Origin of the sequence: Alkalicoccus saliphilus (assembly GCF_003044065.1) — a bacterium.
GTDB lineage: Bacteria > Bacillota > Bacilli > Bacillales > Salisediminibacteriaceae > Alkalicoccus > Alkalicoccus saliphilus.
In genome coordinates this window covers 35517-53804 of record NZ_PZJJ01000023.1, presented here as the reverse complement: position 1 = coordinate 53804, position 18288 = coordinate 35517, and the positions used below count along the sequence as shown (strand labels likewise).

General features: G+C 49.4%; 19 protein-coding genes. All 19 read right to left on the bottom strand.

The annotated features are described in order from the left end of the window. Window positions 1-811: 811 nt before the first annotated feature. Window positions 812-2326: a lysine--tRNA ligase gene (gene lysS, locus C6Y45_RS12880; RefSeq protein WP_107585637.1), complete on the bottom strand. Its 1515-nt coding sequence runs from the start codon at window positions 2324-2326 to the stop codon at window positions 812-814. Window positions 2327-2570: 244 nt separating this feature from the next. Continuing rightward, window positions 2571-3053, bottom strand: a complete 483-nt coding sequence (gene folK / locus C6Y45_RS12875; protein ID WP_107585636.1) for a 2-amino-4-hydroxy-6-hydroxymethyldihydropteridine diphosphokinase — start codon at window positions 3051-3053, stop codon at window positions 2571-2573. After that, a complete protein-coding gene (folB, locus tag C6Y45_RS12870) occupies window positions 3050-3424 on the bottom strand; it encodes a dihydroneopterin aldolase (protein ID WP_107585635.1) in 375 nt (124 codons plus the stop codon). The genes folK and folB overlap by 4 nt, the downstream gene beginning before the upstream one ends. Continuing rightward, window positions 3417-4277: a dihydropteroate synthase gene (folP, locus tag C6Y45_RS12865; RefSeq protein WP_107585634.1), complete on the bottom strand. Its 861-nt coding sequence runs from the start codon at window positions 4275-4277 to the stop codon at window positions 3417-3419. The genes folB and folP overlap by 8 nt, the downstream gene beginning before the upstream one ends. Next, window positions 4270-5148 (bottom strand): aminodeoxychorismate lyase, encoded by an 879-nt coding sequence (gene pabC / locus C6Y45_RS12860; RefSeq protein ID WP_107585633.1) that lies wholly within the window; start codon window positions 5146-5148, stop codon window positions 4270-4272. The genes folP and pabC overlap by 8 nt, the downstream gene beginning before the upstream one ends. Beyond that, window positions 5133-5729: an aminodeoxychorismate/anthranilate synthase component II gene (gene pabA / locus C6Y45_RS12855; RefSeq protein WP_107585632.1), complete on the bottom strand. Its 597-nt coding sequence runs from the start codon at window positions 5727-5729 to the stop codon at window positions 5133-5135. Before pabA ends, pabC begins: the two co-directional genes overlap by 16 nt. Beyond that, window positions 5726-7156: an anthranilate synthase component I family protein gene (locus C6Y45_RS12850; protein ID WP_107585631.1), complete on the bottom strand. Its 1431-nt coding sequence runs from the start codon at window positions 7154-7156 to the stop codon at window positions 5726-5728. Before C6Y45_RS12850 ends, pabA begins: the two co-directional genes overlap by 4 nt. A gap of 297 nt (window positions 7157-7453) precedes the next feature. Further along, entirely contained in the window at window positions 7454-8380 is a 927-nt protein-coding gene (gene cysK / locus C6Y45_RS12845) for a cysteine synthase A (protein ID WP_107585630.1), read from the bottom strand. A gap of 93 nt (window positions 8381-8473) precedes the next feature. Beyond that, window positions 8474-9358, bottom strand: coding sequence for an Hsp33 family molecular chaperone HslO (gene hslO, locus C6Y45_RS12840; protein ID WP_107585629.1), 885 nt, complete (start codon window positions 9356-9358; stop codon window positions 8474-8476). 13 nt (window positions 9359-9371) lie between these two features. After that, window positions 9372-10148: a type III pantothenate kinase gene (locus C6Y45_RS12835; protein ID WP_107585642.1), complete on the bottom strand. Its 777-nt coding sequence runs from the start codon at window positions 10146-10148 to the stop codon at window positions 9372-9374. A gap of 92 nt (window positions 10149-10240) precedes the next feature. Beyond that, entirely contained in the window at window positions 10241-12223 is a 1983-nt protein-coding gene (gene ftsH / locus C6Y45_RS12830) for an ATP-dependent zinc metalloprotease FtsH (RefSeq protein ID WP_107585628.1), read from the bottom strand. A 70-nt stretch (window positions 12224-12293) separates the two neighbouring features. Beyond that, window positions 12294-12833 (bottom strand): hypoxanthine phosphoribosyltransferase, encoded by a 540-nt coding sequence (gene hpt / locus C6Y45_RS12825; RefSeq protein ID WP_107585627.1) that lies wholly within the window; start codon window positions 12831-12833, stop codon window positions 12294-12296. A gap of 25 nt (window positions 12834-12858) precedes the next feature. Continuing rightward, on the bottom strand, window positions 12859-14223 hold the full coding sequence (tilS, locus tag C6Y45_RS12820) for a tRNA lysidine(34) synthetase TilS (protein ID WP_107585626.1): 1365 nt from the start codon (window positions 14221-14223) through the stop codon (window positions 12859-12861). Further along, window positions 14207-14656, bottom strand: a complete 450-nt coding sequence (locus tag C6Y45_RS12815; protein WP_107585625.1) for a threonine/serine exporter family protein — start codon at window positions 14654-14656, stop codon at window positions 14207-14209. The genes tilS and C6Y45_RS12815 overlap by 17 nt, the downstream gene beginning before the upstream one ends. 116 nt (window positions 14657-14772) lie before the next feature. Continuing rightward, entirely contained in the window at window positions 14773-15567 is a 795-nt protein-coding gene (locus C6Y45_RS12810) for a threonine/serine exporter family protein (protein ID WP_245922655.1), read from the bottom strand. 78 nt (window positions 15568-15645) lie between these two features. Further along, window positions 15646-16017, bottom strand: coding sequence for a S1 RNA-binding domain-containing protein (locus tag C6Y45_RS12805; protein ID WP_107585624.1), 372 nt, complete (start codon window positions 16015-16017; stop codon window positions 15646-15648). A gap of 69 nt (window positions 16018-16086) precedes the next feature. Then, entirely contained in the window at window positions 16087-16473 is a 387-nt protein-coding gene (locus C6Y45_RS12800) for an FtsB family cell division protein (protein WP_107585623.1), read from the bottom strand. Window positions 16474-16550: 77 nt separating this feature from the next. After that, window positions 16551-16811, bottom strand: a complete 261-nt coding sequence (locus C6Y45_RS12795) for an RNA-binding S4 domain-containing protein (protein ID WP_107585622.1) — start codon at window positions 16809-16811, stop codon at window positions 16551-16553. Between the two features lie 4 nt (window positions 16812-16815). Continuing rightward, window positions 16816-18279, bottom strand: coding sequence for a bifunctional methyltransferase/pyrophosphohydrolase YabN (yabN, locus tag C6Y45_RS12790; RefSeq protein ID WP_107585621.1), 1464 nt, complete (start codon window positions 18277-18279; stop codon window positions 16816-16818). Between the last annotated feature and the right edge of the window lie 9 nt (window positions 18280-18288).

Genomic DNA, 18288 nt, shown 5'->3' with positions numbered 1-18288 from the left:
TAGGCACGCCGCCAGCGTTCGTCCTGAGCCAGGATCAAACTCTCCGATAAATCGTCGAAGTTTGAACTTCTGACATCGCGAAGCAGGATGCTTCGCTTGCAAAACGGAATCTGGCTAAAGATTCTTTTTAAAAAAATTGACAGAGAATGATTCATTCTCTTTTTCCTTCACAATCGTCTTTTGTTTAGTTTTCAAAGGGCAAATCATCGCGCCGCCGTTTTTGGCGACTTAATTAATATAGCATTTACTGCTTTTGCAGTCAATAACTTTTTATAAAAAGTTTTAAATGCTTTTTTCAGCCGGCCGCTGTGTCTCTTGCGGCGACAGATAATAATATAGCACGCTCAATCCTGTACGCGCAAGTATTTTTAGAATTAATTTTTATATTTTTTATCCGCTGTATTCTCATCTCTGTATGTTGTTAAAAATCTTAATGAACACTCTATATGTAGATACACCGATTGATTAATGCCAAATATTTTCTCACTGCATTTCCGTTAAAAAACTTCCGCCTTTAGTAAAAATAGTTCTCTCAGTATTTAATATTGTTATTCAGGAATACTGCGGCAGAAAAAGAATTCGGTTTTTCTTACGTCCGGGAGGGACTTTACACCTTTTTCTCCTCGTATTAATAAATGGATGCAGAAGTTTGTCGAGTTGAAGCTGAGTCTCCTTCAACAACCAACAATAACCTTTTACACAGATATTGAAATAAATGAAATCTTTACTCTGAGCGAAAACTCGCCTCCACTGAATACTCTTTACAGAAATAAGAAGCTGCCCTGCAATCAGGACAGCTTCATTCAATACATTATTCTTCTGTTGATTCCTGACCATGGGCTCTGTCACGCATCTGTGGGAAAAGAAGCACGTCGCGGATAGAGTGGGAATCCGTCAGCAGCATCACAAGCCGGTCGATTCCAATTCCGAGTCCCCCGGTTGGAGGCAGGCCGTATTCCAGCGACTCGAGGAAATCTTCATCCATCATATGAGCTTCTTCATCTCCCTGCTCCCGCTCCAGAAGCTGCGCTTCGAAACGCTCCCGCTGGTCGACTGGGTCGTTCAGCTCGGTAAAGGCATTCGCATGTTCCCTTCCGACGATAAACAGCTCGAAACGGTCTGTAAAGCGGCCGTCTTCTGGATTTTTCTTTGCAAGCGGGGAAATATCCAATGGATGACCGTATACAAATGTCGGCTGAACGAGTTTTTCTTCTACAAATTCTTCGAAGAATTCGTTAACGACGTGTCCGAACTTCATCGTTTCTTTTACCGGCACGTTATGCTCTTTAGCAAGTGCCCGGGCTTCCTCATCAGTCATTTCCTGCCAGAAGTCCACCCCGGTATATTCTTTAACGATATCAACCATGTGTACCCTCTTCCACTCCGGTTCCAGATCAATGTCTGTACCATCGTAAGTTACTTTCGTTGTTCCAAGCACTTCGCGGGCAATATGTGCTACTAAATTTTCTGTCAGACTCATAACATCCTTGTAGTCAGCGTATGCTTCGTACAGTTCGATCATTGTAAATTCCGGATTGTGTCTTGTAGAAATACCTTCATTACGGAATACCCGGCCGATTTCGTATACTTTTTCCAATCCGCCGACGATCAGACGCTTTAAGTGCAGCTCGATCGCAATCCGCATATACAATGTCATATCAAGCGCGTTGTGATGTGTAACGAACGGCTTGGCAGTTGCCCCGCCCGGAATAGCATGCATCATTGGTGTTTCAACTTCCAGATAGCCGCGGTCATCGAGGTAACGGCGCATAGACTGAAGAATCCGGCTTCTTGTAACAAACGTTTCCCGGACTTCCGGATTCACAATAAGATCCAGATAACGCTGGCGGTAGCGCTGCTCTACGTCTTTCAGTCCGTGGTATTTATCAGGAAGCGGGCGCAGGGATTTAGACAGAAACTCCAGCTCCTGAGCTTTAATAGAAAGCTCTCCTACTTTCGTTTTAAAAATAACACCTTTGATTCCCAGAATGTCACCGATATCTGCTTTTGTAAAAAGGTCGTACTGATCTTCCCCAACTTCATCTTTCCGCACATAAATCTGGATCTGTCCGGACAGATCCTGAATGTGGGCAAACCCGGCTTTACCTTTTCCGCGCTTCGTCATCATACGTCCGGCAATCGTCACCGGCACTTCTTCCTCTGCCAGTTCTTCTTTTGAAAGGCTGTCGTACTGGGAAGTAATCCCGTCAGCATCATGTGTACGTTCAAATTTGCTGCCGAACGGGTCAATTCCCAGATCAAGCATGTTCTTTAATTTTTCGCGCCGGACTTCTATCTGATCGGTAGTTTCGATTTCCTGGCTCACGTTCATCATCTCCTGATAAATAAAATTTGAGGGCTTATATAGGCAGTTAAGTACTTAAGCATGAAGAAAAACTGCCGGCACGCCGGCAGTTTTATTGTCTCCACGTATTATAGGCAACTATCCCGGCTGTGTCAACCTGACAGTCGGCCGGAAGATCCTGCAGGATATAAGCTGCGGAAGTGTTTCCCTTCATCACCGCAGCACCCGTTCACAGCCCATTCAATTTTCAGCAGACGGGACCTTGTCAGTCGATTCTGCGGACGTCCTTTGCGTCCTCCAGCTCTCCAGTGATTTCTTTCAGCGGACGGCCGGCGATTTCAAGCTGCGGAGCAATTTCCTCGAGCGGTACAAGCACAAACGCCCGTTCCTGAAGGCGCGGATGGGGGACAATAAGTGACGCCAGGTTTATTTGCTCCTCGGCATAAAGAAGAATATCAATGTCTATTGTTCTCGGTCCCCATTTCTCTTTTCGCTGCCGGCCGAGCTTTTTCTCAATCGACTGGGTGACGTGAAGAAGGTTTTCCGGGGAGAGAGACGTACGGATGGCAGCGGCCATGTTCAAAAAATCCGGCTGATCCGTCACGCCGACCGGTTTTGTTTCATAAAAAGAAGAGACGTGGAGAAGTTCAATACTCTCCTCGTCCTCCAGAAAGTGCAGCGCTTTTTCCAGCTGGGCTTTTCGTTCACCAATATTGGAACCGAGACTCAGATAGGCAGTTACCGTCACTTTTTTTCAAACCCCCGCTCGCGGCGGATTTCCACTGCCACCCCGTCATAGTGCCCGGGGATCGGCGGATCGGGTTTTTTCACTTTAACTGTTACCGCATCAACGATAGCAAAGCGCTCCAGTATGAGGCTGGCGGTGCGGGCTGTTAATGTTTCCACGAGCTTGACCGGTTCACCTTCCAGCACTTCCTTCGCTGCTTCATACACTTCCGCATAATTGACGGTGTCATCGAGGTCGTCGGTGTTTCCTGCCTGCTCTGTATCAATCTCCATCACGACGTCGGCGTAAAAACGCTGGCCGAGCTTTGTTTCCTCTTGAAAAGCACCGTGATAACCGTAAAAACGCATACCTTCCACATAAACTTTATCCATCTATTCCGCCTCCTGACATTCCATAAGCTCCCTTGCCGATCATGGCATCCATCATTTTTGTCATCCGGCTGATCTCCTTCACGTCATGCACCCGTACAATTTCACACCCTTCATCGATCCCCCGGCAGACCGTCGCTCCCGTCCCTTCCACCCGCTCATTTACGGGCAGATCGAGCGTTTTTGCTACAAGCGACTTGCGGGAGGTGCCGATAAGTACAGGGTACCCGAGCGTCGTAAATTTTCTCAGATGACGCATGACAAGCAGGTTTTCTTCGTAGGATTTTGCAAAGCCTACTCCCGGATCAAGGATTATCCGCTCCGGCTTAACACCGGCCTGGAGACAAATGTCTACGGATTCCTGAAGGTCTTTCTTCACATCTTCAAGGAAGTTATTATACTCCGCCTTTTCCCTGTTATGCATTAAAATAATCGGCACATCGTACGCTGCTGCGGTTGCAGCCATGAGCGGATCGGCCTTTGCCCCCCACACGTCGTTAATCATATCCGCTCCGGCCTCCAGCGCCTGCTCGGCAACGGAGGCTTTGTATGTGTCGATGGAAATAGGAACGTCCACTGCTTTCCGGACCGAACGAACGGCCGGGACAGCACGGGCCGCCTCTTCTTCTGCTTCGACTTTCACGGCTCCCGGACGGGTGGATTCACCACCGATATCAATAATGTGCGCTCCTTCTTCCACCATTTTCCGGGCTCTCGACTGCGCTGCCTCCAGCTCGTTAAAACTGCCTCCGTCTGAAAAAGAATCCGGTGTTACATTTAAAATGCCCATCACGTAGGTTTTGCTGCAGAAATCCAGTTCCTTTCCGTTCCAGGTCATTTTCTGTATTTTATTCATTGCTGCCTTCCCCCTGCTTTCCCGGCTGCTTTTTAACTAACTGTACAGCCTCTCTGTAGGCAGACTGAAGCTCCCGGGTGATCTTTCCTTCTTTTCCTGGAAACGGCCGGTCGTCCCATGAAAAAACGGACACGATTTCCTGGATGGAGTTGGTTACAAATATTTCATCCGCATTCCACATATGTTTTGGATAGAAGCTTCCTTCCTTTACCGTATACCCGAGTGCGGAGGCAAGCTCCCGTACGAAACGGGATGTCACTCCAGGAAGACAGCTGCAGGAAGTGTCCGGCGTATGAATTGTTTTCTGCTTTACGAAAAACAAATTCGAGACGGTTCCTTCCGACAGCCGGTTTTTTTCCGTAAGAAACAGGCCTTCCACATTTCCTGAAGCCCCTGTTTCCCGCTTGGCAAGAATATTATTCATATAATGATGTGACTTTCTCCGTACGCTGCCTTCCGGGGTGTTTCTTCTAATCTTCAGCGTCTGCAGCTTTTTTTCCTGCATCTGTACCGGCGGGAGCGGCTTCACGTATATGATGATACGCGGGTTTTCATAGACTCCCGCCGTCAGACCGATACCTTCTGCTCCCCCGGACACGTTGAGCCGAAAATACCCATCCTCAAGCTCATTGGTATGCAGCAGCTCTGCCACTGCCCGGTGAACTTCCTCTTCCAGGTCTTCAGGAAGACACAGGCCGTACTCTTCGGCCCCTTCCTGAAGACGGGTGAGATGATCCTTCAGCAGAAAAGGCCTGCCGCCATAAGTCCGGAACGTTTCAAAAAGTCCCGCCCCGTAAAGAAAACCGTGTTCATACGGAGAAATGACGGCGGCACGATCCGGCACAATTTCCCCATCTACGTAGAGATACATGCCTGCTCATCCTTTTTATAATGATCCAGAAAATTACGAAGCATGATTTTACCGGTATCTGTCATGATCGATTCCGGGTGGAACTGTACTCCTTCGACCGCGAGCTCTTTGTGACGGATACCCATAATCTCCCCTTCGTCCGTTTCTGCGGTAATGTCGAAACAGTCCGGCAGGGTTTCTCTTTTGACGATCAGGGAATGATAGCGCGTCGCGGTAAACGGGTGCGGCAGAGTCTCAAAAACAGTTTTACCATCGTGGTTAATTTCCGAGGTTTTACCGTGCATCAGCCGCTCCGCCCGGACAACGTCCCCGCCGAAAATCTGGGCGATGGACTGATGACCGAGACACACGCCAAACACTGGAATCTTTCCGGCAAAGCGCCGGATTGCCTCCATGGAAATTCCTGCTTCATCCGGTGAGCACGGCCCCGGGGATATCATCAAGTAGTCAGGATTCATTTCTTCTATTTCCTCCAGCGTAATCTGGTCGTTGCGGCGGACGACGAGCTCCTGTCCCATCTCCCCCAGATACTGCACGAGGTTATACGTAAAGGAATCGTAGTTATCAATCATTAAAATCATTTCAGCATCCTCCTCTGCTCTGTCTCTTCTTCACTCTGCTCTTTTGCTTTCCATAATGCCCGTGCTTTTTTCAAACATTCGCGGTATTCCGCACGCGGCTCGGAATCGATGACGATACCGGCTCCGGCCTGTACATGGGCCGTCCCGTCTTTCGCAATCATCGTCCGGATCGTAATATTCAGTTCCATGTCACCGTTAAAACCGATCCAGCCCATCGAGCCGGTATAGGCGCCCCGGCGGACTGGTTCGAGTTCTTCAATAATTTCCATCGTCCGTATTTTCGGTGCCCCGGTAATTGTCCCTCCCGGGAAAGCAGCAGCAATGACATCGAGTGTATCACAGCCGGGTGCTTTTTTCCCTTTCACATTGGAAACGATATGCTGGACGTGGGAATATTTTTCAATAACCATCAGTTCGTCCACTTCGACGGTACCGTAGGCGCAGACCCGGCCGAGATCATTTCTTTCCAGGTCCACGAGCATAATATGCTCTGCCCGCTCCTTTTCGTTGTTTAAAAGCGTATCTGCAAGTTCACGGTCTTCAGTGTCCGTTTTTCCCCGGGAGCGCGTGCCGGCAATCGGTCTCGTACTCACTTCCTCCCCGGCCACTTTTACAAGTAGCTCCGGGGAGGCCCCGATATACTGGAGTTCCGGTGTATGCATATAGCTCATGTACGGAGAGGGGTTGATTTTCCGGAGACAGCTGTATATATGCAGCGGGCTCGTCCTTAAAGGGCGTGATTCCCGGACGGAAAGATTCACCTGAAAAACGTCCCCGCCGGCGATATAGTCTTTTGTTTTTGTAACTGCTTCAGTGAACGCCTCTTCTGATAAAGAACGGACGGGGGTTTCCTCAGACATAGCTTCCCCCTCCGGCGTGGGAGGGTCCTGCTCTTCCGCTTCCATCCACTGCCTGTTCATTTTTTCCAGCTTCCGCTCCACTCCTGCTGTATCTGTATCGATGACGATGTCCCACCGGATATCCTTTTCATGGTCAATGACATACAGCTCGTCGAAAGCAAGCAGAAAAACATCCTCTGTATCCAGGTCATCCGCAGCATGTTCCGGAAGTTTCTCAAATTCCCGGACAAGGTCATAGCTGAACTGCCCCGCTATTCCCCCCTGAAAGTCCGGAAGAGAGGCGTCTTTTTCCGCTTTATAGTGATTCAGCCAGCTTCGTATCGACTCGAGAAGCGGTCCTTCGTAAACAGTTATTTTCCCATTTTCCTCCGCCGTAAGCCGTCCGTTTTTCCCAAGCAGCCTCGCAAATGGACGCAGGCCGATAATGGAGTATTTCCCGCCTCTTCCGCTTTCAAGAAGCAGGTGGTCTGTTTCAAGCTGAGATAAAATCCGATAGGTGTCAAACCAGTGCTGTCTGCTTTCCTTAAGCGAATGCTGGACAGCATACGGCCTGCGTATATCTTCCATGTTCCCCACTCCCGACTGTAGATGAGCGCTTATTTTTTCTCCCATCATTATAAGGCCCAGACACGGGAGGTGCAAATAATGTTTCCCGGGGCATAACCGCTGTGATTATATGAAATGTGTTCAGAGCAGAAGAAGATATCTGCCGTCCACCCGGCTTACATACAATGTTTTCCCAATGTACAGCCCTCGTTTTTTCTTGGTCGTTCCGGCAGCTGCAGCAGCGTTTTTCTTAACAGTACCTATTTTGGATCAAAAAAGCTTCGAGAGGCGGCTGCACCGTTCTCGAAGCTTCGATTATTAATCTTCAAACTGGTAAAGCGGCGTGCTGAGGTAGCGTTCCCCATTACTTGGGATCACTGCAACGACTTTTTTACCGCTGCCGAGCTTTTCCGCCTGCTGGATGGCAGCATAGATTGCTGCACCGGAAGATACTCCTCCGAGAATACCTTCTTCCCGGGCGGCACGGCGGGCATATTCGTACGATTTTTCTGTGGAAATTTCCATTACTTCGTCGAAAATGTCCGTGTTCAGAATTTCCGGCACAAAGCCGGCACCGATCCCTTGAATTTTATGCGGACCGGGGCTTCCTCCGGAAAGAATCGGAGAATCTGCCGGCTCGAGGGCCACGATATGAAGATCAGGAAATTTCTCTTTCAGTACTTCCCCGGCACCGGTGATTGTACCGCCCGTTCCAATACCGGAAACGAAGGCATCAAGCTGATCTCCAACCTGCTCGAGAAGTTCTTTCCCTGTCGTTTCCCGGTGTACTTTCGGGTTGGCTTCGTTTTCAAACTGCTGCGGCATAAAGTAGCCGTGCTCCTTCTGCAGTTCTTCCGCTCTCGCGATAGCCCCTTTCATCCCCTTTTCTCCTGGGGTAAGAACGAGTTCCGCTCCGTAGGCTTTTAAAAGGTTGCGGCGCTCCATGCTCATCGTGTCCGGCATAACGAGAATACTTTTATATCCTTTTGCCGCCGCGACCATAGCGAGGCCGATACCGGTGTTACCGCTCGTAGGCTCGAGAATCGTATCACCCGGTTTCAGGTTGCCTTTTTCTTCTGCTGCTTCGATCATGGAAAGCGCGATCCGATCTTTTACACTTGCTCCCGGGTTCTGGAATTCCAATTTAAGATAAACGTCTGCATATCCTTCCGGCACCATACGCTGCAGTTTCACGAGTGGTGTATCCCCGATAAGTTCTGTAATGGAGTTAACTACTTTTGCCATTCAAAAACGCCTCCTTTTTAATCCTGAGTATTTTAATTGGTTTAGTTATATTTAGATAGTAGCAGAGCCTTTTCTAAAAAGCAACTCCGAGCTTTAATTCATTTTTTCCGTTTCATAAATTTCCTGAAGCTCCTCTTTCGTGATCCAGTACTGCTCATTACAGAAGTGGCACGTTGTTTCTGCTCCTCCGTCCTCATGGATCATGGCGTAAATTTCATTTTTATCAATGCTGTACAGCGCATTAATAATCCTTTCCTTGGAACACTGGCATTCAAACGCTGTTTCTTTCTTCTCCAGAATGCGGTAGTTATCCGTTCCGGCGAGCTGTTCGATAATCTGCTCCGGTGTATCACCGCGCTTAATTAAAGAAGAGACCGGCGGAATGGTCTGAAGGCGCGCTTCCACTTCGTCCAGAATTTCGTCGGAAGCCCCGGGCATAATCTGCAGGATGAATCCTCCGGCTCCTTCCACTTCATCTTCGGCACCGACAACTACACCGAGTCCTACGGAAGATGGCGTCTGTTCGGATGTAGCAAAATAATACGTAAAGTCTTCCGCCAGTTCTCCGGACACAAGCGGGACGCTGCCTGTAAAATGATCCCGCATCCCAAGATCTTTTACGACAGAAAGAGAACCTTCTGTTCCAACTGCTGCCGCAACGTCCAGCTTTCCGTTTTCCTTTCGTTCCGGATCGACCTGGCTTTCGCTGATATAGCCTCTTGCCGTACCTTTTCCGGTAGCGTCGATAATAATCGGCGCAGCGGGACCATTTCCTTCAATTTTTATCGTGAGTTTCTCTTCTCCTTTGAGCATGCTTCCCATCATTACTCCGGCAGTCAGGGAACGGCCGAGTACAGCCGTTGCCGTGCGCCATGTTTTATGGCGGCGGGAGGCCTCCCGGACCATTTCTGTGGAACGGACGGCGTAAATACGGATTTTGTCGTCGTAGGCGAGTGCCTTTGCTAAATAATCAGTCATTTGATATTCCTCCTCAGGAAAATAATTCATTGTTTTTATTATAAATAATCTGAAGTCCTTCAAGTGTTAAATAAGGGTCTGTACTTTGAATCAGGGATGTTTCTTCTGCTATCCATTCTGCAGCGGGACCGGTCGCAGCCACTGCTGCTTTTTGTCCCGCCTCCTTTTGAATGCGGCGGATCATTCCTTCCACTTCACTGACAAAGCCGTAGCGGAATCCGGACTGCAGGGCTTCCACCGTGCTTCTTCCAATCACCCGGCTCGCTCGCCGGGTTTCTACACGCGGAAGCTTGGAGGCTTTATGTGCCAGTGCCTCAGCTGCAAGCTCCATACCCGGGCTGATCGCCCCGCCGAGGTAACGGTTTTTTTCATCAATATAACAGTAGGTGGTAGCTGTTCCAAAGTCTATAATGATCAGCGGTCCTCCGTATTTTTCTTTTCCCGCTACGGCATTTGTTATGCGGTCTGCTCCAACTTCCCGGGGGTTTTCATACAATATGTTCAGACCGGTTTTTACTCCCGGACCGACAAACTGCACCGGCAGATGAAAATGCTCCTTCAGTGCTTCCGAAAGGAAACTGTCTGCTTCAGGAACAACCGAGCAGACCATTACCCCCCCGCAGTCTTCCGGGGAGATACCGTGCATATCCATCATCTGATAAAGCAGCAGGGCATATTCGTCCGCCGTTCGTTTCGAGTCTGTTTTTACTTTCCACTGGGAAAGCAGTGTCTCTTCTTCAAACACGCCGAACGCAGTGTTCGAGTTGCCTGCGTTGATCACAAGATTCATCAGCCCGCTCCCCTTTCTGCTTTCAGGTAAAAAAGAGGAGCCTCCATGTGCCGCAGCTTTTCTGCCGTGCACATGAAGCGCCCCTCCATCTACTATTCGTCTCTGCGTCGTTCTGTTTCTTCGCTTTCGGGAGGTGCTTCTGCTGGCTCATGTTCTGATTCAGCTGTTTCGTCCGGTGTTACAGCATCTGCTGCATCCTCTGCCGGCTGTTCCTCCCCATTTCTTGTTGCATAGTGGTCGTCCGGAAGCTTCCCTTGATTAACAAGAGATTCGATCTGCTTGGCATCGAGCGTTTCGTATTCAAGCAGCGTTTCTGCAACGAGCTGCAGGCTGTCTTTGTTTTCTGTAAGAATCTGCTTACACGTTGCATAAGCCTCTTTGAGAATACGCTGAACTTCCAGGTCGATTTCGTGGGCAATCGCATCACTGTAGTTCTGCTCGTTATTAATGTCGCGTCCAAGGAAAACTTCTCCCTGGGAGCTGCCGAACTGGACCGGGCCGAGCTTTTCACTCATGCCGTATTCCATAACCATTTTCCGGGCAATTGCTGTTGCCCGCTGGAAGTCGTTGTGAGCACCGGTGCTCACTTCGTTAAACATAACTTCCTCTGCTACACGACCGCCGAGAAGTCCGATAATCTTATCGATCAGCTCCGGCTTCGTCATGAAGTAGCGGTCTTCTTTTGGAAGCATCATGGCATATCCGCCGGCCTGGCCGCGCGGTACAATCGTCACTTTATGCACAATATCAGCATTTTCAAGCTTCACGCCGACCACCGTGTGTCCTGCTTCGTGGTGGGCCACAATGTTACGTTCCTTCATCGAAATAACACGGTTTTTCTTCGACGGACCGGCGATAGTCCGGTCAATCGCTTCATCAATCGAAGCCATGTCAATTTTCTTCTTATCCGACCGGGCCGCAACGAGTGCCGCTTCGTTCAGAAGGTTTTCCAGATCTGCCCCGGCAAATCCAGGTGTTCTCTGGGCAATAGCCTTCAGATCGACATCGTCTGCAAGCGGTTTGTTCTTAGCGTGTACACCAAGTACCGCTTCCCGTCCTTTAACATCCGGACGGCCGACAGTGATCTGACGGTCAAATCGTCCCGGACGAAGGAGGGCAGGGTCAAGAATATCTGCACGGTTTGTTGCCGCGATCAGGATAATTCCTTCGTTGACGCCGAACCCGTCCATTTCTACGAGCAGCTGGTTCAACGTCTGTTCACGCTCATCGTGACCGCCGCCGACTCCGGCTCCCCGACGTCTGCCGACTGCATCAATCTCATCGATAAAGATGATACACGGAGAATTTTTCTTCGCGTTTTCGAACAGGTCCCGTACCCTGGAGGCACCGACACCAACAAACATCTCTACGAAATCCGAACCACTGATAGAGAAGAACGGTACTCCGGCTTCCCCTGCCACCGCGCGGGCGATCAGCGTTTTACCAGTACCAGGAGGCCCTACAAGGAGCACCCCTTTTGGAATACGGGCACCGATTTCGGCGAATTTGCGCGGATCCTTCAGGAAGTCAACGACCTCTTCCAGCTCCTGCTTTTCTTCATCCGCACCGGCTACATCTTTAAAGCGGGCTTTTTTGTTGTCCTCACTGACAAGCTTCGCTTTACTCTTTCCGAAGTTCATCATTTTTCCGCCGCCGCCGCCCTGAGCCTGGCTCAGAAGGAAGAAAAACAGAATAAAGATAATAACAAATGGAATGATGGCTACCATGAAGTTGACCCATCCGCTCGGCTCGTCCGCCTCTTCCACCATTAACTCATTTATGCCTTCTTCTCCAGTCGCTGCGACTACATCTTCGAGAAACACCTGCAGATCAGGTATATTCACCGTAAAAAACTCGTCTTCTTCTGCTCCACGGAGCTGACCTCTTGCTGAATATACTTCTAAATTCGGCTGAATCGTCAAGGATTCAATATTATCGTTTTCAAGTTCCTGCTGGAACTCGTTGAACGAAATCTGGGTTGTGTCATCCGTATCCGCCTGAAAAACACTGACGATACCAATGATTACCAGAAAAATCAGTAAATAAAATATCGTATTACGAAATATCCGGTTCATCCTGAACCTCCTTCCACATCAAATACACTTTTTTCATAGTACCATAACCCATGTTTTATGCACAACGAATTTACTTTTGGTAAACTTCCGGTTTTAATACTCCGATGTAGGGCAGATTCCGGTAGCGTTCAATGTAATCGAGACCGTATCCGACAACGAATTTATCCGGAACGACAAAACCGGCCAGATCCGGGTAGATATCAACTTGCCGCCCGTCCGGCTTATCGAGAAGCGTCACGATCTTGACTGACTTTGCTTTCCGGTATCGGAAAAGGTCCGTTAAGTATTTCAGCGTATTTCCGCTGTCGATAATATCTTCTACAATAATAACGTCCCGGCCTTCAATGGAAGTGTTCAGGTCTTTTTCGATTTTCACTTCCCCGGACGTCACGAAACCGTGGCCGTAGCTTGATACATCCATTACATCATATTCAAGGTGGGCATCGATCTTTTTCATCAGATCTCCCATAAAAGGCAGGGAGCCTTTTAATATTCCGACTACGAGTGGAAAGCGCTCAGCGTACTCGTCTGTAAGCTGGGCACCGAGATCGGCAATTTTTTTCTGAAGCTCTTCCTCCGAAATAAGTACTTCCAGAATGTCGTCTCTCATATTTGTCTGATTCCTCCTAGTGATATCACCGGTTTTCATGCTTTTTTATGTAAGCAAGCTGGACCGTTTGTTTGTTTGTTTGACCGAAGTCCGTAGTTCCTTCTGCTCTATAAAGAAAAGGAACCCATAATATTGTACCATGTCTGTTTGTAATAATGGGCCATCGTTCCCGTTCTTTTGCCGGAATTTTTTCATCAATGAAGATTTTTTTCAGCTTTTTAGTTCCGGCTGACGTCCGAATCCGGTCCCCTGGTTTACGCGGACGTACAATAAGCGGCAGCTCCTCTGTCGAAACGGCGATAGAGGTGGAAACATCTGCGTCCGCCGGTGCTTCAGCACCGGCAAAAAGCACCCCCCATGGAAGTTCTGTCCGGGATGGTACATCGGCTTCCCGGGCTGTCCACGGCTGTTCTGATTCAGGAGACCCCTTTTGAAGAAGCACCGTTTCGTACGCTGTTTCTGCATGAAGATCATGTGCGGTAAACGCAGCATGAGGCCTTTTTTCCGATATGAAAAGATCCTGTACAGCCTGGACGTGAGAACGTGTCCACAGCGCCTCCGGCCGAAGATATGTCAATAGTAGATGAACCGCTCTTTTTTGTAAAGCAGCAGGCACAGCTGCGAATGATTTCTTTTGAATCAAAACAGTTCCGTCTTTTTTTTCGAGGATGACGGAGGCAAGGGCCGCTTCTGCCTGCTCATTCAAATAGCTTTCTTCCTCCGCCCGTATTTCCGCCTGCCACTGAGCTGCTTCGTGAAGCCGGGGGTTTTCCTTTTTCAGCACCGGAACGATTTCGTGCCGGATCCGGCTGCGCATGTACTTTTTGTTCTCATTGGAAATATCCATTCTGTAGGGAATCCGGTGTTCTGCACAATAGGCTTCAATAGCGTCTTTTGTTACTCCAAGCATCGGCCGGATCACTTCTCCGGCGCCAAGCGGACGCCTTACCGGAATTCCCTTCATTCCCTGTATGCTCCCGCGGGTAAAACGCATAAGCATCGTTTCAATTTGATCATCCCCGTGGTGGGCCGTTGCCGTTTTCCGGGAGCCGGTTTCCTCCATTACTTCCTGAAACAGCCGGTACCGCTCTGTCCGGGCTGTCTGCTGGAGCCCCGTCCCGGATTCTTTCATCATATCTTTAACGTTCACACGCCGCAGAAAAAATGGAAGGTCCAGTGCTTCTGCTGTTTTTTTTACCAGCTCTGCCTCTTCTTCCGCTTCCTCACGCAGCAGATGGTGCACGTGAAGCACCGAAAGTTCTATAGGCTGCCGGCTCAAATAGTGAAGCATCGCCATGCTGTCCGGCCCTCCGGAAACGGCCGCCACAAGTTTTTCTCCTTTTTTTAAGAGATCATGACGGGCAGTAAACTGATCAATTTCCTGTTTCATAGCGGTTGCCTATCCCTTTTCCGAATGAAAACAAGGAGAGAGCGAGAACCATTCCCGCAGCAATCGCTCCAGCCTGAAGCATCGTCTGCACCCCGTTTTCCAACCCGGTAATATATTCCCCTTCCACAAATGCAAGCATCGTAAAATAAGCAAGACTTCCCGGTACGAGCGGAAGGATACCCGGAATGGAAATCGTTGTTGCCGGGATATGCAGTTTTTTTGCAAGAAAGTGGGCCATAGCTGCAGCGGTAAACGAAGCGATAACCGTCGCGACGACGTTGGTGATACCCATCTGAAGACTCATCTGCAGCGCAAACCAGGTCCATCCCCCGACAGCTCCTCCAATAAACAGCACCCGCTTCGGCACACTGAAAATAACACCGAAGCCGAGAATAGCGAAAAAAGTAATAACAACTTCCAGCAGAAGATCCATCAGCGTCCTCCTTAGTAAAAATAGTATACAACGGTCTGTTATTTAATTAACGGCATCCGCTGCAGAAATTTCTCTTCCCCCTTCTGATAAAGAGGACTTTCCTTCCCAAATTGCTTCTACAGGAAAATAGAAATAGAAAGTGCTACTCCACTTGCAATGGAGAGAGAGGTCAGAAGCGCCTCAACCCCACGGCTCATCCCGGCAAGCAGATCTCCGGAAAGAAGATCCCGCACCGCGTTCGTCAGAGGAACACCCGGCACGAGCGGCATGAGGGAACCGATAATAATCTGGTCAATGTTGTTGCCCAGTCCGAGCATAACAAAAGCGATCGCGGAGGCACTTCCGATAAAAGCCGCCGCAAGCTCTGACGCAAAACGGACTTTTAAATATCCTTCGATCTCCACGAGAGCGAAACTGGAAATAAACGCCGCAAAAAAGGCCGGGATCAGGTCAAACAGCCCGCCGCCGAAAAGGTAGGAAAAACCGGAACCCGCTACCCCGGCTGCGATATGAATAACCCAGATCGGGTACTGGATTTTTGCTTCGTATATTTCTTCCAGGCGGCGTTCCGCCTCCTGTACAGTCAGCATGCCGCTCGTAAATTCCCTGGACACCTGATTGACTTCTGTTACTTTGTTCAAATCCTGCATCCGGTCATCGACCCGGACCATCTGCATCAGATCCCCGCGGCCCTTTCTCTCTTCAAAAGAAAGAAAAATCCCGGTGGTTGTTGTGAAACAATGAACATTCGTAAACCCGGCGGCGCGGGCCATTCGTTCAAGTGTTTCTTCTACCCGGTAAGTCTCTGCTCCATATGTAAGCATGATTTCTCCCGCCCGCAGGCATACGTCCATAACTTTATCCGCTTTTGCTCCCATCCGGTTTTCTCCTTTCTTCTGTCTTCTGACCATAAGAAAAGATGTGCCTCCCTGACAGAAAGGGCTGGTCACATCTTTTGCCGGTACTGCTTTTTATGCTTTCCTATTGCTTTATTTTCGTCTGCCTTCTGTTTTTTTGTTCAGTGCGTTCAGCCGTTCTTCACTGTCCTGAAGAAACTGCTTCATTTTATTCTCAAACGAGACGGGACTTTCCTGTTTCCTGCCCGCCTGCCTCGTTTTTTCTTCTCCATTGTGTGCTTTCCGGATCGACAGAGCAATTTTTCCGTCTTCCTGGATTTGAAGCACTTTTACGGTTACTTCATCTCCTGTACTGACGTGGTCTCCCACCTGCTTTACATAACCCTCTGCGATTTCACTGATGTGTACCAGGCCGGTTTTATTTTCCGAAAGCTCTACGAAAGCTCCGAATTTTGTGATACCCGTTACCTTTCCCTGGCAGATGTTTCCCACTTCAATGGCCATGTCAGCTGACGTTCCTCCTTCAGTATTATATCGGAATAGCAGCCCATCCGAAAGCGGATTATACAGCCGCTATTCTTCCACTTCCTGGCTGCGTGGCAGCTGGAAAAGTGTTTCGCCGGGCTTCGACATAAAGAAATCCCGTCTGGCAAGCTCTGCAATGTAATCCGGGTCATGGAGGGCCTCTACTTTTTCTTCCAGCGACTCTTCCTCATCTTTCATATCGGCCAGCTGCAGCTCCAGCTGGGAGTTTTCCTGCTGCTGATCCTGAATCGCACTATGCTGCTGGAACAGCGTTATAACTGCAAAAATAATAAAAGCTCCCAGGAACCCTCCGAAAACACTGAGTCTTCGTTTAACGCCTTTCATACGGCGTTCGCGTTCTTCCTTCTGGCGTTCCTGGTGCTCAATATATTCTGAAGTCAATCTGCGTACCTGCGGACTTCGCTTTTCCTTCATAGGCCGGCCCTCCTTCTCCCTTTTCTCCTATCATATGACAGGAAGCGTTCGGGTACAAGGGGGAAAAGCTTGTTTTATCAGCTTTCCGGGCGTTCTTCCGAAATAATTTCGTAAAAGGAGGCTGCTTCTGCTTTTTTTGCACTGTCGTCGGTGCGTTCCACTTTTACTTTGACCGTTTTCTGACCGTAGCGGATCGTCAGCTCGTCTCCCGGATTCACATCTGTGCCGGCTTTCGCTTTATTTCCATTCACTTCCACTCTTCCCTGGTCTGCTACTTCCTTCGCCATCGTCCGGCGTTTAATGAGACGGGACACTTTTAAAAATTTATCGAGCCTCATGCTCTCACCTTCTTTCTTCGGATTTTGCTTCTTCCCACAATACGTCCAGATCTTTCAGTGATTCTTTTTGAATGTCGCGGTTTTCTTCCTGGAGGCGTTCTTCGATATAACGAAAGCGCCGGGCGAACTTCCGGTTTGTCTGCTGAAGCGCCTCTTCCGGGTCAATTTTATGGAAGCGGGCAGCGTTGACGATCGCAAACAGGACATCTCCCAGTTCTTCTGCGGAAGCTTCCTGATTACCTGCTTTCAGTTCTTCTTTCCATTCATCAATTTCCTCTTCTACTTTACCCCATATCGGTGCTGCTTCATCCCAGTCAAAACCGGTGCCGGCTGCTTTTTTCTGCAGCTTGGCCGCCCGCAGCAGTCCGGGAAGGGCCGCCGGAATACCGTCAAGCGCTGACTCCCGTGCACTGCCCTGCTTTTCTTCCTTCTTGATTTCTTCCCAGTTTCGGAGTACCTCTTCAGCATCTTCTGCTTTTGTTTCACCAAATACGTGTGGATGCCTTCGGATCATTTTTTCCGTGACGTGTTCAATCACATCCGAAGCGTCAAAATAACCTTCATCTTCACCTATCTGCGCATGAAGCATTACTTGAAGAAGCACGTCTCCGAGTTCTTCCACAATGTGATCGTCGTCTTTCTCGTCGATCGCTTCAAGCAGCTCGTATACTTCCTCCACGGCGTACCGCTTCAGCGATTCATGGGTCTGTTTTTTATCCCACGGGCAGCCGTCCGGTCCGCGCAGCGTGCGGATCACTGTCCGGAGTGTGGAGAATTCCCGGTACAGCATCCGTTCCTCTGTCACGGGCGGAACGTAAAAAGCCGTAAGATTACTGACACCGCTCATCCGGTCCGTTTCGAACAAAGGAACGGTCAAAAGCGACTCTTCCTTTGTTCCGGCAGCTGTAACGACAGTGATCGGATAATCATCCGGGTAACGTTCCATCAGCGCAATTTTCACCTCGGAAGCACTCCGCTCGTCAAACACTTGACTGATGATAATATGCTGGGTCATTACGAGTTCCTCCGGACGAAGATCGGTGCCGTCCACGAGCTGAAAGCCGTCGTTCGGGTCAATCTCCAGTGCTGTAAACATCGGATCAAGAAAACTCTGGCCGCCTTCGATTGTTACCGGTACTGCCGGCTGATTAAGAAGCAGCTGTACTGTCATTTCCGCAACGAGCGGATGTCCAGGCACGGCATAGATGATCGTCCCGTGCTGCTCTGCTTCATGCATCAGTGCTTCCGCGATCGCCGGGTACACTTCGTCGAATGATGACGTCTTTTCATACAGGCTGTCGAAGCTCTTAAACGTTACGCCTTCTGCTTCCAGCCCGGGTACGAGCGGATGATCCTTTGTACGGATCCACACGTTTTTCTGCTCAAGCAGCAGTTTGTACAATCCGAGCGGAAGCTGGTCGAGATCCCCGGCCCCGAGGCCGACGATTCGTATATGTGATTCCTGCATTCTTTTTTC

Coding starts and splice junctions, on each gene's coding strand:
- folB (WP_107585635.1), bottom strand. CDS start 3,424: ATGGATAAAGTTTATGTGGAAGGTATGCGTTTTTACGGTTATCACGGT.
- folP (WP_107585634.1), bottom strand. CDS start 4,277: ATGAATAAAATACAGAAAATGACCTGGAACGGAAAGGAACTGGATTTC.
- pabC (WP_107585633.1), bottom strand. CDS start 5,148: ATGTATCTCTACGTAGATGGGGAAATTGTGCCGGATCGTGCCGCCGTC.
- pabA (WP_107585632.1), bottom strand. CDS start 5,729: ATGATTTTAATGATTGATAACTACGATTCCTTTACGTATAACCTCGTG.
- C6Y45_RS12850 (WP_107585631.1), bottom strand. CDS start 7,156: ATGGAAGATATACGCAGGCCGTATGCTGTCCAGCATTCGCTTAAGGAA.
- cysK (WP_107585630.1), bottom strand. CDS start 8,380: ATGGCAAAAGTAGTTAACTCCATTACAGAACTTATCGGGGATACACCA.
- hslO (WP_107585629.1), bottom strand. CDS start 9,358: ATGACTGATTATTTAGCAAAGGCACTCGCCTACGACGACAAAATCCGT.
- C6Y45_RS12835 (WP_107585642.1), bottom strand. CDS start 10,148: ATGAATCTTGTGATCAACGCAGGCAACTCGAACACTGCGTTCGGCGTG.
- ftsH (WP_107585628.1), bottom strand. CDS start 12,223: ATGAACCGGATATTTCGTAATACGATATTTTATTTACTGATTTTTCTG.
- hpt (WP_107585627.1), bottom strand. CDS start 12,833: ATGAGAGACGACATTCTGGAAGTACTTATTTCGGAGGAAGAGCTTCAG.
- tilS (WP_107585626.1), bottom strand. CDS start 14,223: ATGAAACAGGAAATTGATCAGTTTACTGCCCGTCATGATCTCTTAAAA.
- C6Y45_RS12815 (WP_107585625.1), bottom strand. CDS start 14,656: ATGGATCTTCTGCTGGAAGTTGTTATTACTTTTTTCGCTATTCTCGGC.
- C6Y45_RS12810 (WP_245922655.1), bottom strand. CDS start 15,567: ATGGTCAGAAGACAGAAGAAAGGAGAAAACCGGATGGGAGCAAAAGCG.
- C6Y45_RS12805 (WP_107585624.1), bottom strand. CDS start 16,017: ATGGCCATTGAAGTGGGAAACATCTGCCAGGGAAAGGTAACGGGTATC.
- C6Y45_RS12800 (WP_107585623.1), bottom strand. CDS start 16,473: ATGAAGGAAAAGCGAAGTCCGCAGGTACGCAGATTGACTTCAGAATAT.
- C6Y45_RS12795 (WP_107585622.1), bottom strand. CDS start 16,811: ATGAGGCTCGATAAATTTTTAAAAGTGTCCCGTCTCATTAAACGCCGG.
- yabN (WP_107585621.1), bottom strand. CDS start 18,279: ATGCAGGAATCACATATACGAATCGTCGGCCTCGGGGCCGGGGATCTC.